Source organism: Micromonospora sp. LOL_024 (assembly GCF_048060415.1).
Classification (GTDB): Bacteria; Actinomycetota; Actinomycetes; order Mycobacteriales; family Micromonosporaceae; genus Micromonospora.
In genome coordinates this window covers 35,202-48,332 of sequence record NZ_JBHMIS010000025.1, presented here as the reverse complement: position 1 = coordinate 48,332, position 13,131 = coordinate 35,202, and the positions used below count along the sequence as shown (strand labels likewise).

The following is a 13,131-nucleotide window of genomic DNA, read 5'->3' as shown; positions in this document are numbered from 1 at the left end:
CGATGCGTGCGGTCGTGGAGGCATTCATGCCCCGAATGCAGACCGGTGGGATCGTGGAATTCGACGAGTACAACCACCCGCGCCAGGTCGGCGAGACGATCGCCGCCGACGAGGCCTGCGCGCGGTACGGCCTGCGGCTGGAGCGTCGGAGCGTCGGAGCGGACCGATCAGCACCAGCGCGTTCGCCGTTGTCCGTGGTTGACCGCAAGCAGGATTCCGCCGATTGACGGCAAGGGGTTCCCATGGAGACCCACGGGTGTCGCTCGACCGGCTGGTGCGCGGCGGACGGTGTGCAAGTGCGGAAGTGGGGCAGTTGAACGGTCGTGGCCGAGGAGTTCCGCGCTCACGCTGTCGGCGGTGTGCCGGTGGTCGTGAGCTCTCGCAGCACGGCGAGCGACCGGTCGCGGCCGGCGCCCCCGTCCAGCACCGCAGTGCGTACCCGCCGGCGCAGGATGTCGCCCGGGGCGAGGGTCACCGGTCGCGCCCACGCCAGGCAGGTGCCGACGCCCGGGTTCGCGGCGGTGCGCACGAACCAGCGGTCGTAGCGGCCATTGACGTCGTCCTGCACGAACAGCAGGCTCCACCGCCGGCCGTCCGGGTCCGAGCCGTTCATCGTCAGCCAGGCGCTGGCGGTGCCGTAGGCCGCGTCAACGTCGTCGTGTTCGGCGGTCAGCACCGTGAGGCCACCGGGCTCCTTCGGCACCCGCCAGAAAAAGCCGCCGTAGCCCGCCTCCGGACGGCCGTTGCAGGTCGGGCTGCGCAACTCGACCGGCTCCGGCCCGTTGTTGGCTAGGGCGAAGCCCAGGTCGAACACCCAGGCGGCGTGGCCCGGCAGAGGGTGCACGCCGACCGTACGCCGCTCGGTCAGCACCGTCCGGCCGTCGGGCGCGTACCAGCCCACCGACTCGTCGATGTGCTCGTCGTCCCGCTCGTGCCAGGTGAGATGGTGCTGGGTGCCGTGGTTGTCCAGCCAGCGGTAGCCGTCCTCGCGGGTGTATGTACGGCCGCCCCAGAAGTTCGCCTCGCCCGCCTCCGGCATGGCCACGCTGACCCCGAGGTGGTGCGGGTGGTCCGGTGGCAGGGCCTCGGTGACCTCCACCCCGTGGAGGGTCCGGACCGGGTGGAAATAGGGCCGCGGGGACACCGTCAGCGGTAGCTTCGGCTGCACGGCGTACCACGCGACGGGCACCCCTGAGGCCCTGAGGAGGTGCACCGCCGGCTCGGGCGGGTCGTCTCGGCGCATCGGCAGGTGCTCCTTCGTCGGCTTGCGGCCTGTGGTGCGGCGGCGGGTGCTGCCCGTCGGGGAGCGGGGGTGTTCCGGGGACGGGACGCCCGTCAGCCGGTCCCCTCCGGATCGTGCAGCGCTTCCTGGATGTGCCCGGCCATGGCGGCGGCGGTCGGCAGGAACAGGAACAGGTCGGCGGGCAGCGACACGTCGAACTCGGCCCTGACCCGCGACACCAGCCGCAGGCCCTGCAACGAGGTGCCGCCGATCGCCAGGAAGCTGTCGGACGGGTCGATCCGCTCGACCCGCAGCACATCAGCCCAGATCCGGCAGATCCGCTGCTCGATCTGCTCCAGGGTCGGTTCGGGGGGGCGCTCGCTCATGGGCGTCCTCTCTGGGGCGCGCGGTGCGGGGGACGTCGCCTCGCTACACAGAACATGCGGCGATCCTTCGCGTGTGTCAATGCGATCATCGATCGACACCGGTCCATCGCGGACGCCGGGTCGGGCGACCTTAGGATGCCCGGATGCGAATCGGCTCGATGGTGCGTCCGCTCAAGGTCCGCCCGTTCGCGCTGTTGCTGTCCGCGCAGCTGTTCAGCAACAGCGGCGACAGCCTGTTCTTCGTCACCCTGGTCTACGCGATGACGATCGACCGGGGCTCCGGCACGGATCTGGCCATCGTGCTGAGCGTCCGCAGCGCCATGATCCTGGTGACGATCGTGTTCGGCGGGGTCATCGCCGACCGGATGCGGCGTACGCGGCTGATGGCCGCCGCCGACACGCTACGCGGCGCGGTCATGCTCGGCCTGGTCTTCGTCGACCCCCAGGCCGGGCTGTGGCTCTGGGTGACGCTCACCATCCTGGTCGGTTGCGGTGCCAGCATGTTCCGCCCCGCGCACTCGGCCGTCGTGCCCGCCCTGCTCGGTGACGAGCACCTGGAGAGCGGCAACGCCCTGCGGGTTCTGGTCAACCGGATCGCCTCCATCGCGGCGCCGGCGCTCGGCGCGGTGATCGTCGCGGTCGGCGGCACCGCCCCGGCGTTCGCGGTCGGCGCTGTCGTGTACTTCGCCAGCCTGCTGACCCTTCTTGGCGTAGCGGATCCCGCGCTGCCGAAACCTGGTCGACCAGGGCTGGTGGTGCGGGAGGCGTTCGACGGTGTCCAGGCGGTCTGGCAGCGCAAATGGCTGCTGGCGATGCTCTCCTCCGGTACGTTGCAGCTCGCGCTGGTGGTCGCGCCGACGACCATCATGCTGCCCACCGTCCTCGCCGACCGGGGGCAGGGTGCGCTGTTCGGCGGGCTCATGGCGGCCCGCTCGGTGGGGTTCGTCGTCGGTACCGTGCTGGCCGCGGGCTGGCGGCCGCGCCTGGTCGGGGTCGCGAGCGTCGTGGGGTCGATGACGCTGCTAGCCCAGTTGGCCTGCTTCCTCACGCCAGTTCCGCTGTGGGTCTTCGTGCTCTGCATGATCGTCGCCGGCGCCGGGCCGGGCCTGTTCATCGTGTACTGGCCCACCGCGCTGCAACGGGCCGTGCCTGACGATCAGCGCGGCCGGGTCTTCGCGGTGGACGAGATGGGTGTGCTGGCGTTCGAGCCGATCGGGCTGGCCCTGACCCCGGTCGCCATGGACGCTCTCGGCGTCACCACCCTCACGGTCTGCGCGGGCGTGGTCCTCGTGGTCACCTCGGTCGCGCCGCTCGCGGTCCCCGGTGTGGCGACGCTGTCCAACCCCGAACCCACAACGTTTCCGCCAGATCGAAATCCGCCTATGCTCGACTCTGCGCCCGGGGTGACACCGCGGCAGACGACCGAAGGTTGAGCCGGCGTGATCCCTCCACCGCCCTCCGCACGCACCACGGACATTCCGCGCCGCACGGTCGCGACGGTGTCCCGGCGCCGCGTGCCCGACGACAGGAGAGGCACCGCATGACACGCATAATGGGCATCCTCAACGTGACGCCGGACTCATTCGCCGACGGCGGCCGGTGGATGGGCGTCGCCGCCGCGGTCGCCCGTGCCGAGCGGATGCTCGCCGAGGGCGCCGACATCATCGACGTCGGGGGCGAGTCGACCCGGCCCGGCGCGGCACCGGTGCCCGAGGACGAAGAGCTGCGGCGGGTGCTGCCGGTCGTGGAGGCGCTCGCGCACCGGTGTGTGGTATCCGTCGACACCCGGAAGGCCGCGGTGGCGCGGTGCTGCGTCGACGCGGGCGCCCAGATCATCAACGACGTCGCCGGTCTGCTGTGGACGGTCGCGGCCGACCACGGCGTGGGCTGGGTCGTGATGCACATGCAGGGTCAGCCGCAGACCATGCAGCACCGGCCCGCCTACGACGACGTCGTCGGTGAGGTCGGCGGCTACCTGCTGGAGCGGGCTCGCGAGGCCCGCGCCGCCGGGGTCCCCCAGGTGTGGGTCGACCCGGGAATCGGGTTCGGCAAGAACCTGGATCACAACGTGGAGCTGCTCCGGACGTTGCCGGGCCTCGCCGCGCACTTCCCGGTCCTCGTCGGGGCGAGCCGCAAGTCCTTCATCCACCAGATCAGCCCGGCCCCCGACCCGGCCGACCGGCTGCCCGGATCGCTCGTCGTCGCGGTCCACGCGGTGCTCGGCGGAGTGGAGATCCTCCGGGTCCACGACGTGGCCGCCACCGTGCAGGCGATCCGGGTCGCGCAGGCGCTGACCCCCTGGCCGACCGGTGCCGGGCGCCGCCCGACCGGCAGCGCGGGCTCGTGACCGGGGTGGGTGTCGCCGCCGAGCTCGAACCGGACGCGCGCACCGCGATCGTGGGCATGGCCTGCCGGTACCCGGGAGCCGCGGACCTGGACGGGTTCTGGCGGCTGCTCGTGCGGGGCGCGGTCGCGGCCACGGAGGTCGAGCCGGACGACACACCGGCGCGGCAGCCCGCGGCGGGGCGTCACGTGCCGCGCGGCTACTTCCTCGACGACATCGCCGGCTTCGACGCAGAGTACTTCGGTCTGACCGATCTGGAGGCGGAGGCGACCGACCCCGGGTTCCGGATCTTCCTGGAGTGCGCACACACCGCTCTGCTCGACGCCGGCCACGAGCACCGCACCGGCCGTGGGTCCGTCGGTGTCTTCGCCGGTGCCAGCCGGAGTCCGTACGGCACCCAGCACGTCGCGCGCAACCGGCGTCTGGCCGAACTGTTCTCCGAGACCGAGATTCAGAACCGCAACGAACCGGACTTCCTCGCTGGCACCGCCGCCCACCGGCTCGGTCTCGACGGGCCGGGCGTCGTGGTGGCCTCACTCTGCTCGACCTCGCTCGTCGCGGTGCACCTGGCGTGCCAGGCGATCCGCTCCGGCGACTGCGACCTGGCCCTGGCCGGCGCGGTCGACCTGACCAGGGTGCGGCCTGGCGGCTACCGCAGCGCCGGGGACGGCATGCTGTCCGTGACCGGCCACTGCCGCAGCTTCGACGCGTCCGCCGACGGCACCGTGCTCTCCAGCGGCACAGGCGTCGTGGTGCTGCGGGGCCTCGCCGACGCCCTCGCCGACGGCGACCACATCTACGCGGTGATCCACGGCTCTGCCGTCACCAACGACGGGGCCGCCCGGCCCAACTTCACCACCCCGACCTGGGACGGGCAGGCGGCGTCGATGCGCCGGGCGCTCACCCGCGCCGGGGTCACCGCCGCCAGCCTGGGCTACGTGGAGTGCCACGCCCCCGGCACCCCGGTCGGCGACCTGGTCGAGGTAACCGCCCTGGAGATGGTCTTCCGGGAGCAGGGCGTGACAACCCCGGGGGCGTGCCTGATCGGCTCGGTCAAGCCGAACATCGGCCACGCCGGGGTCGCCGCCGGGGTGGCCGGGCTCATCAAGGCGGCCCTCATGGTCCACCACGGGGTCGTCCCGCCCACCGCGAACTTCACCAAACCGAACCCGGACCTCGGCCTGGTGTCGGGCCCGTTCACCGTCGCCACCGGATGCACCGCCTGGCCGGCGGGCGACGGCCCGCGGCGCGCACTGGTGGGATCCGTCGGCGCGGGTGGTACGAACGCGCACGTCGTCATCGAGCAGCCACCGCCCCGCCCCGCCGACCAGCCCGGTCCTGGGTCCGCGGCGCAACTGCTGCCGCTGTCCGGCCGCACCCCGGCGGCCGTGGCCGCCCTGCGCAGCGGGCTGGAGGAGCACTTGGGCGCGGGCTCCGCACCGCTGGGAGACGTCGCCTTCACCCTGCAGCGGGGCCGCCACCACGACACGTATCGGGTCGCGGTCGTGGCGGCAACGGCCGGCACCGGCGGCGCCAGGGCCGTCGCGTCGTTCACCGGGCCGCTGCCCGCCGCCCGTGTGGTCCGCCGTCCCCGGGTCGTCTTCCTGTTCCCCGGCCTCGGCGTCGAGTACGCCGGCATGGGCCGCGAGCTGTACGACACCTATCCGGTGTACCGCCGGCACCTCGACGAGTGCCTCGCGGCGCTGCGGCCGCACGTCGCCGGTGACCTCGACGGGTACCTCGGCGGAGCCAGCGGCCCGGCCCTGCCCGGCGCCGGCCCGGGCAGCACCAGGGCGGAGTCGCCTGGGGCCGCGGTGACGCTGCCAGCCCTGTTCGCCGTGGAGGTCGCCACGGCCCGGCTGTGGACATCCTGGGGCATCCGCCCGTCGGCCATGCTCGGGCACAGCGCCGGGGAGTACGCGGCGGCGGTTGTGGCCGGCTGGCTGGAGCTGCCGGCCGCGGCGCGGACGGTCGCGGCCCGCAGCGCACTCCTGGACCGGGCCGGTGTGACGGTCCAGGCGTCGCGGGTCACCGACGCCGGGCACTCCCCGCTGCTGGAACCGACCGTGCCCCACCTCGCCGAGGTGACCGACGGGCCGGCGCCGCGCCTGCCGCGCGTGCCGGTCGTCTCCACGGTCACCGGCGACTGGCTCACCGACGACGACGCCCTGGACACCGGCTACTGGGTGCGGCAGCTCCGTGCACCGGTCCGCTTCCACGCCGCCGCCCGGCGGGCACTGGCCACCGCCGAGGTGTTCGTGGAGGTCGGACCTGGTCAGACACTCACGGGTCTCGTCGAGACGGTCGCCGAGGACGACGGTGGCCGCGTGCCGCTGGCAGTGCCCACGATCCACCGCCGGGGCGAGTCCGTGGCGACGCTGTCCGCGCTGGCCCGGCTCTGGTGCCACGGCGTCGAACCGGACTGGCGCGGCGTGTGGACCGGCCGGCAGGGCCGCCGCGTGCCGCTGCTCGGCTACCCCTACCAGCGCCGGCAGTACCTCGCGGTCGCCGACGACGACGCCGGGTGCCCGGCTCCGGCGGCCCTCTTGACCGAAGTCGACACCTCGAAGGGACGGTTCGATGACTGACGCACCACGGCTGGCCGGCACCATCGTCGACGCGCTGCGGTGGCGGCGGGACCACGAGCCGGACGCTGTCGCGCTGGTCAGCCCCGACGGTGCCGAGACGACCTGCCGACAGTGGTACGACCGGGCGCTCGTCGCCGCGTACGGCCTGGTCGCCCGGGGTGTGCGGCCCGGTGACCCGGTGCTGCTGGTCGCCGACGACCGGCACTGGTCCGACTTCGCGGTCAGCTACGTCGGCGTCCTGCTCGCCGGCGGTGTCGCGGTGCCCGTGCCGGTCGCGCTGTACCCGGCGATCGCCGCGACGCCGCAGCCGCTGCTCGGTGCCGTGACCGTCCGCCACGGAGAGCTGCAGGTACCGGACGGCCCCTGGCCCGTCGTGGCCGACCTCGACCTGGCCGGGCATCCTGAGGCGCCGTCGCCGTTGCCCGAACTGCACGGCTCGGATCCGGCGGAGATCTCCTTCACCGCCGGCACCGAGGGCCCGCCGAAGGCGGTGCTGTCCAGCCACGACACGCTCACCGTGCGGTACACCGCCGAGGAGTCGCCGTCCCAGCCCGGCGACGGCAGCGGCTACCTGCTGGTGCTGCCCTTCGGCAACACGTTCGCGCATACCGTGTTCATCGATGCGATGCAGACACCGGGAGCGCGGCTGTACGTCGCCGGCGGGTTCCGGCCCGAGGACTTTGTCGACCGGCTGTGCCGGGCCCCCATCGAGGTGACCTTCCTCGTCCCGGCGATGGTCGAGGCCCTGCTGCGTACTCCGGACCTGCCGTGGGACAAGGCTGGCCCGGTCGAGGTCGTGTGTGTGTCCGGGGCTCCCGTACGCGCCGAGGCGCTGGCGTACCTGGGGCAGGTGCTGCCCCACGCGACGGTCGTCAACTCGTACTGCAGCACCGAGGCGTGGCCGGCCGGCACGGACTGGGCGTACACCCCGGACGAGGCGGTCAACGCCGGGCGGCCGTGGGAGTGCCGTGAGGTGCGGGTGATCGCCGGCGACGGCACGATCGCGGCGCCCGGCGACACAGGCCGGGTGCAACTGCGCACCCGGGGTGTGCGGGCCCGTCGGACAGTCGCGCTCTCCGGTCGTCTGCCGGCCCTGGGACCGGACGCCGTGGCTGCCTGGGTGGGCACCGACGACCTGGGGTTCCTCGACGACCACGGCCGGCTGCACCTCATCGGCCGCCGCGGGGACGTGTTCACGGTCGGCGGCCTGCAGATCGCTCCGGCGCAGCTCGAGGCGGTACTGCTGCGGCACCCCGCCGTCCGCGACGCCGTGGTCCTGCCCTCCCCGCACCCGTCGCTGGGGGCGATCCCGGTGGCGCTGGTCGTGCCGTCCGGCGAGGTCACCCGGCGGGAGTTGCTGCGTGTAGTGATCGACGAGGTCGGGGCCGACCGAGCGCCGCGGGCGGTGTACTTCGTGCCCGCCGTGCCGCGCAGCGCCGCCGGGAAGGTCGTCCGGGCGGACGCCGCCGAGCTGCTGGCACGCGTCCGCCGGGTCGAGGCCGCGCTGCGCGACGAGGCGACCGTCGTCTCGTACCTGGCTGGGGTCGTCGCCGAGCTGGTGAACGGCGTCGAGGCGCCGGACGGATGGACGAACTTCTTCGAACACGGCGGTGACTCGCTGGCCGCGTTGCGGTTGTGCCGGCGGATTAAGTCCGACTACGGCGTCGCGGTGCAGGCCCGGGAGGTCGCCGAGAACCCAGCCCTGCGCGATCTCGCCGAGGTCGTGACCGAGCAGCTGCGCCGGGCAGAGGATCGGTAGTTCCGACGCCCCACCTGCTCACCCGGACCGGCTGTGGTGCCGGCTCCCACCGGTCGCCCCGTCACATGGTCGCCCTGGGCCGTGGCCTTCGTGCCGCGGCCCGGACCCGGGCTCGCCGTCCGGCGCCGCGCACGCCGCCCGCAGCGCCGACAATAGGGCCGCGGCCTTCAGCTCCGCCTCGGCGCGTTCGGCGTCCACCTCGGACGCCGCCACGACCCCGCCGCCGATTCCTATGCTCAGTCGGTTGCCGGTCAGCACCATGGTGCGGATGACGATGCTGAGATCGACGTCGCCGGAGTGGCTGAAATAGCCCAACGCTCCCGCGTAGACGCCCCGCGCGACCGGCTCGACCTCGTCGATGATCTCCATCGTCCGCAGCTTCGGCGCGCCGGTCATCGAGCCGCCGGGGAAGGCAGAGCGGACGCACTGCACCGGGCTGACGTCCGGCCGCAGCACGCCGCGTACGGTCGTGACGAGCTGATGCACCGTCTGGTACGACTCGGTAACCATGAGTGCCGGCACCTGTATCGTGCCCAGCTGCGACACCTGCCCCAGATCGTTGCGGAGCAGATCAGTGATCATCAGGTTCTCGGCGAACGTCTTCGGGTCGCGGCCCAGGGATAGGCGCAGCGCCCCGTCGTGGGCGGCGTCCCGGCCACGGGGCAGCGTCCCCTTGATCGGCCTTGCCTCCACGGTGCCGTTGCGGCCGACTCGGAGGAACCGCTCCGGCGACGAGCTCAGCACCGACACGGCGGGCAGCCGCAGCAGCGCCGCGTACGGCGCCGGATTCGCCCGCCGCAGCCAGCGGTACAACTCCGTCGCGTCGGCGGTGCACTCCATCCGTACCTGGTAGGTGAGGTTCACCTCGTAGGACTCGCCCCGGCGCAGCGCCCGCTGTACCGCCTGGAACGCCTCGGCGTACGCCTGCTCGCCCAGCGAGCGGCCGATGCGCGACAACGTGCCGCCGCGGGCCGGTGGGGGTGCCACCGGCGTCGTGGCGAGCAGGCCGGCCATCCTGTCCAGCCACCCCGTCGCGCCGGCCTGCCCGCCCGGCCGGGCGAGTGCCGCGGCATATGCGCGGCGCGGCTCGTGGTCGAACACCAGGAACCGGTCGACGTAGGCGAAGGTGGCGTCGGGGGTTCCGCCTCGTGTACCTGGGGCGCGCCGCAGAGCGCCTTGAGCTCGTAGCCGAGGTAGCCGATGTAGCCACCCTGGAAGGCGAACGGCGCGTCGCCGCGGACCCGGGGCTCACGTTGCTGCCGGTGCAGGAAGCCGAAGATGTCGTCCGGCTCGCGGGTCTGTTGCCCGTCGGGCCGCTGGCACACCAGCCCGTCGCCGATCCGATAGGTCACCGTGTGCGCCCGTGGCCCCTCCGGCGCGCCGATGTAGGACATCCGGGCGGCGTCGTCCGCGCTGCGGGCGCTGTCCAGCCAGCAGGCGACGGGGCGGTCGGCGTAGTGCCGCACGAACACGTCCTCCGGCTCCCGCCACGGCACCTCCCGGTACAGCAGCGTCGCCGTCGGTTCCGCGGACACGCGGGCCCGGACGTGGTTCGGCGTCACGGCAGTGTCGACGTCCAGGAAGTTGCGCAGCAGCCGCTCGCCGTGAACCGTACTGATCGACTCGGGGTGGAACTGCACCCCGTGCAGGGGTAGCCGGCAGTGCCGCAATGCCATCACGGTGCCGTCCTCGGCCACCGCGGCGACCTCCAGCTCGTCGGGCACCGAGACCACCGCGAGGGAGTGGTAGCGGACCGCGGCGAACTGCTGGGGCAGGCCGCGCAGCACGCCGCGGCCGTCGTGCCGGACCCTGCTGACATGTCCGTGCCGGGGCGGGACGGACCGCACCGTGCCACCGAAGGCCACCGCCAGCGCCTGGTGACCGAGGCAGACGCCGAGCACCGGCAGTACCGGTTCGGTGAGCAGGCGTGAGCACTGCCCGATGTAGCGCGGATCGGCCGGATGCCCAGGGCCGGGAGAGACCACCACGTGGGTGAATCCTGCCCGCAGCGCGCGCGCCGAGGGGATGGCGTTGTTGCGCACCACGATCGGCGGGGCACCCGTGACCAGGCCGATGAGCTGGTAGAGGTTGTACGTGTAGGAGTCGTAGTTGTCGACGAGCAGGACCCGCTGCACCTTGAGCATCGTCTGCCGTCCTTTGTCGGAGTGGGTGGCGGCCCGGCTCCGGTCGATCGACTGCCCACGGCGGGTGGTCGGTCGGTGCGTGTTTCCCGCCACCGGGTGCCGGTCGGTGCGCGGCCTTCGGCGCGGCCCGGCTGGAGGTCGCAATGTATCAACGGATCAGTATGCGAGCCAACGCTTCGTCGCTGGTGGGGCCGTCTGTGCGGTGGCCGCGTTGATCGCTGGTGCGCCATCCGGTCCGTTGCTATCGTCCCCGTTGCGCGGCCGGATCCGCATCGTCGGCATCAATGTCCTGGCGCACGGGCCTGTCCAACGATCCGCCGGGAACCACCTGCACGGGGGAGGAACGATGCGGCTGGGAGTGCAGATCCCGGAATTCACCTGGCCGAACGGCCCGCCGGGGCTGGGCGCGGATCTGGCAAGGATATCCACGGCGGTCGACGAGGCAGGGTTCCACTACCTCGCCACCGTCGACCACTTCTTCCAGGCGCCGGTCATGGGGCCTTCGGAGGACAACATGCTGGAGGCGTACACGCTGCTGGGGTTCCTCGCCGCACACACCAGCCGGGTCCGGCTGCTGACGTTGGTGACCGGCACGGTGTACCGGCCTCCCGGCCTCCTCGCCAAGATCGTCACGACCCTCGACGTACTGTCCGGTGGCCGTGCCTGGCTCGGCATCGGCGCTGCCTGGCACGGCGAGGAGGCCGCTGGTCTCGGCCTGCCCTTCCCGCCGGCGGCGGAGCGGTTCGAGCGGCTGGAGGAGACCCTGCAGATCTGCCTGCGGATGTGGTCCGGTGACGAGCGGCCGTTCCACGGCCGGCACCACCGGCTGGACCGTCCGCTGAACGCGCCGCAGTCGTTGACCCGGCCCCACCCGCCGATCCTGATCGGCGGGACGGGTCCGACCAGAACTTTACGGCTGGTGGCGAGGTACGCGGACGCGTGCAGCATGTGGCCGGACGCGTCGTTGCCGCAGAGCCTGGAGGTGCTGCGGGCGCACTGCGAACGTGAGGGCCGCGACTACGACTCCATCCACAAGACCTGCTACTACCGGTTCGACCCGGGGCCGGGCGGCGCCAACGTCGGCCGCATCATCGACGACCTCGGTCTCCTGGCCGAGTACGGGGTGCAGAGCGCGATCGGTGCGGTCGCCGACGTGTGGCGCATCGACCCGTTGGAGGTCCTGGCGGAGAAGGTGGTGCCGGCGGTGGCGGCGTTCTGATCGGAACGACGGTACTGGCAGCCGGCGCACGCGACGCGGTGAGAGGTGAATCGGCATGACGGTGGTCACCGATGGAGACGCGGCGGTGCTGGAGGCGTACGGGATGCAGCGCGAGGTGTGCCTGCGCGCGGGGCGCGACGCCGACAACCACCCCGTCGCCAGCCCGTTGGACAACGGCGGCTTCGTCTACCGCATCCGCGGGTCGCTGGACCGGGCGCGCCTGCTCGCTGCCGTCGACCTGGTCACGGCCGGCATGGACGCGCTGTGGGCCCGGCTGCGCTGGGGTGGCGATCGGTACCTGCTGGTCCCCGACGGCGGGCCGACGAGCGTGCCGGTCTGCGTCGTCGACCTGCGCCACCCCTCCAGCGACCGGCGTCAGGAGTTGCTGCGGGCCGTCCTGGCCCGGTCCAGCGCGCTGGTGGGTGACCTGCGCGACGGCCCGCTGGCCGTCTTCGTGCTGGCCCGTCTCGCCGCCGACGACCACGTCCTCAGCATGGAGATCGACCACAGCGTCGCCGACCGGCTGTCCAACATGATGACCGCCCGCTTGGTCAGCAGCGTCTACGGCCGGCTGGCCGAAGGCGACGAGGACGGCGCGGTCGCCGAGGCCACCGTGCCGAGCTTCCTACGCTTCGCCCGCGAGGCGCAGCGGGACACGGCGAGGGTGGCGGCCACGGCACGGTTCTGGCAGCGCGCCGTCGAACCACCGCCGTTCTCGGCCGTCATGCCCGGCTGCCGGTGGCGGTCGTGGCGGGAGCGCAGGTCCACGGAGCGGGTCGCGCGGGTGGTGCCGCCGCGGACCCACGCCGCGCTGCGGCAGGCCACCGAGGTGACCGGGGCGCCAATGAACTACCTCTACTACGCCGCAGTGACGATCGTCCTCGCCGCCGTCGAGAACCGGGATTTCGTGCCCATCACGTTCGCTCGGCACGGCCGGACCCCAGCGGTGGCGAGAATGCAGGCACCGCTCTGGGAGTCGCCGATCACCGTCGCCCCGGCGGACGGCCACGAGCAACTCGGCGGGTGGGTGGCGGCGTTCGCCGAAGTCAATATGGGCAGTCCGGCGCTCGGCACGTTCAACCTCGTCGACGTCGCGTCGCTGGACCGGATCATGGAGTACCGCCGGGTCACCATCAACGTGTGGCTGCCGTTCAGCCCGATGCGCTTCGGGGCGCTGGACGGGCACTCGATCGACGTCCCGCCACCACCGACGTACCGCCCGCCGAGGATCCCGCACAACATCGGCATCCGACTGATGGTCGAGGGCATCGACCGGATCACCGTGCTATTGCACCACGACCCGCAGGACCTCGCCTCCGGTGAGTTGTTCCTCGACGCCGTCCACCGGGTCCTGGAGTTGACGGCACGGCATCCCACCATGTCCGTCGCGGAGGCGAGGAGGACCGCCGACGCTGTGCTGCGGGGAGCGGCGTGACCGCGTCGCAGCACCGGGAAACGCAGAGAACGGG

At 72.7% G+C, this 13,131-nt stretch carries 11 protein-coding genes; 7 read left to right on the top strand and 4 right to left on the bottom strand.

All coding sequences use genetic code 11. The features are described 5' to 3' along the window. The first annotated feature begins 26 nt into the window (after positions 1-26). The gene (locus ACFHWY_RS21740) at positions 27-227 is read left to right on the top strand and encodes a hypothetical protein (RefSeq protein WP_416582079.1); all 201 of its coding nucleotides are present in this window, start codon (positions 27-29) and stop codon (positions 225-227) included. 116 nt (positions 228-343) lie between these two features. On the opposite strand, the gene ACFHWY_RS21735 is transcribed toward ACFHWY_RS21740, so the two are convergent. After that, positions 344-1,243, bottom strand: a complete 900-nt coding sequence (locus ACFHWY_RS21735) for a PmoA family protein (RefSeq protein WP_416582078.1) — start codon at positions 1,241-1,243, stop codon at positions 344-346. 92 nt (positions 1,244-1,335) lie between these two features. Next, on the bottom strand, positions 1,336-1,608 hold the full coding sequence (locus ACFHWY_RS21730) for an acyl carrier protein (protein ID WP_416582077.1): 273 nt from the start codon (positions 1,606-1,608) through the stop codon (positions 1,336-1,338). A 143-nt stretch (positions 1,609-1,751) separates the two neighbouring features. On the opposite strand from ACFHWY_RS21730, the gene ACFHWY_RS21725 reads away from it, so the two are divergent. The 4 genes from ACFHWY_RS21725 (at position 1,752) to ACFHWY_RS21710 (ending at position 8,299) form a co-directional block, all read left to right on the top strand. Further along, positions 1,752-3,041 (top strand): MFS transporter, encoded by a 1,290-nt coding sequence (locus ACFHWY_RS21725; protein ID WP_416582076.1) that lies wholly within the window; start codon positions 1,752-1,754, stop codon positions 3,039-3,041. A 107-nt stretch (positions 3,042-3,148) separates the two neighbouring features. Then, positions 3,149-3,955, top strand: coding sequence for a dihydropteroate synthase (folP, locus tag ACFHWY_RS21720; RefSeq protein WP_416582075.1), 807 nt, complete (start codon positions 3,149-3,151; stop codon positions 3,953-3,955). Next, positions 3,952-6,540: a type I polyketide synthase gene (locus ACFHWY_RS21715; RefSeq protein ID WP_416582074.1), complete on the top strand. Its 2,589-nt coding sequence runs from the start codon at positions 3,952-3,954 to the stop codon at positions 6,538-6,540. Before folP ends, ACFHWY_RS21715 begins: the two co-directional genes overlap by 4 nt. Beyond that, positions 6,533-8,299: an AMP-binding protein gene (locus ACFHWY_RS21710; protein ID WP_416582073.1), complete on the top strand. Its 1,767-nt coding sequence runs from the start codon at positions 6,533-6,535 to the stop codon at positions 8,297-8,299. The genes ACFHWY_RS21715 and ACFHWY_RS21710 overlap by 8 nt, the downstream gene beginning before the upstream one ends. 18 nt (positions 8,300-8,317) lie before the next feature. Here ACFHWY_RS21710 and ACFHWY_RS21705 read toward each other — a convergent pair whose 3' ends face one another. Both ACFHWY_RS21705 and ACFHWY_RS21700 read right to left on the bottom strand, forming a co-directional pair. Further along, on the bottom strand, positions 8,318-9,256 hold the full coding sequence (locus tag ACFHWY_RS21705; protein WP_416582072.1) for an anthranilate synthase component I family protein: 939 nt from the start codon (positions 9,254-9,256) through the stop codon (positions 8,318-8,320). Next, positions 9,160-10,443 carry a glutamine amidotransferase-related protein gene (locus tag ACFHWY_RS21700; RefSeq protein ID WP_416582071.1) on the bottom strand — a complete coding sequence of 428 codons (1,284 nt, stop codon included), beginning with the start codon at positions 10,441-10,443 and terminating at the stop codon, positions 9,160-9,162. The genes ACFHWY_RS21705 and ACFHWY_RS21700 overlap by 97 nt, the downstream gene beginning before the upstream one ends. Before the next feature lie 346 nt (positions 10,444-10,789). Between ACFHWY_RS21700 and ACFHWY_RS21695 the strand changes: the two genes are divergently transcribed. After that, a complete protein-coding gene (locus ACFHWY_RS21695; protein ID WP_416582070.1) occupies positions 10,790-11,662 on the top strand; it encodes an LLM class F420-dependent oxidoreductase in 873 nt (290 codons plus the stop codon). 55 nt (positions 11,663-11,717) lie between these two features. Then, positions 11,718-13,097, top strand: coding sequence for a condensation domain-containing protein (locus ACFHWY_RS21690; RefSeq protein ID WP_416582069.1), 1,380 nt, complete (start codon positions 11,718-11,720; stop codon positions 13,095-13,097). Positions 13,098-13,131 lie beyond the last annotated feature (34 nt).

What these genes read in the sequence shown, in the direction of transcription:
- ACFHWY_RS21740 (WP_416582079.1), top strand. Translation starts at nt 27, where the DNA reads ATGCCCCGAATGCAGACCGGTGGGATCGTGGAATTCGACGAGTACAAC.
- ACFHWY_RS21735 (WP_416582078.1), bottom strand. Translation starts at nt 1,243, where the DNA reads ATGCGCCGAGACGACCCGCCCGAGCCGGCGGTGCACCTCCTCAGGGCC.
- ACFHWY_RS21730 (WP_416582077.1), bottom strand. Translation starts at nt 1,608, where the DNA reads ATGAGCGAGCGCCCCCCCGAACCGACCCTGGAGCAGATCGAGCAGCGG.
- ACFHWY_RS21725 (WP_416582076.1), top strand. Translation starts at nt 1,752, where the DNA reads ATGCGAATCGGCTCGATGGTGCGTCCGCTCAAGGTCCGCCCGTTCGCG.
- folP (WP_416582075.1), top strand. Translation starts at nt 3,149, where the DNA reads ATGACACGCATAATGGGCATCCTCAACGTGACGCCGGACTCATTCGCC.
- ACFHWY_RS21710 (WP_416582073.1), top strand. Translation starts at nt 6,533, where the DNA reads ATGACTGACGCACCACGGCTGGCCGGCACCATCGTCGACGCGCTGCGG.
- ACFHWY_RS21700 (WP_416582071.1), bottom strand. Translation starts at nt 10,443, where the DNA reads ATGCTCAAGGTGCAGCGGGTCCTGCTCGTCGACAACTACGACTCCTAC.
- ACFHWY_RS21695 (WP_416582070.1), top strand. Translation starts at nt 10,790, where the DNA reads ATGCGGCTGGGAGTGCAGATCCCGGAATTCACCTGGCCGAACGGCCCG.
- ACFHWY_RS21690 (WP_416582069.1), top strand. Translation starts at nt 11,718, where the DNA reads ATGACGGTGGTCACCGATGGAGACGCGGCGGTGCTGGAGGCGTACGGG.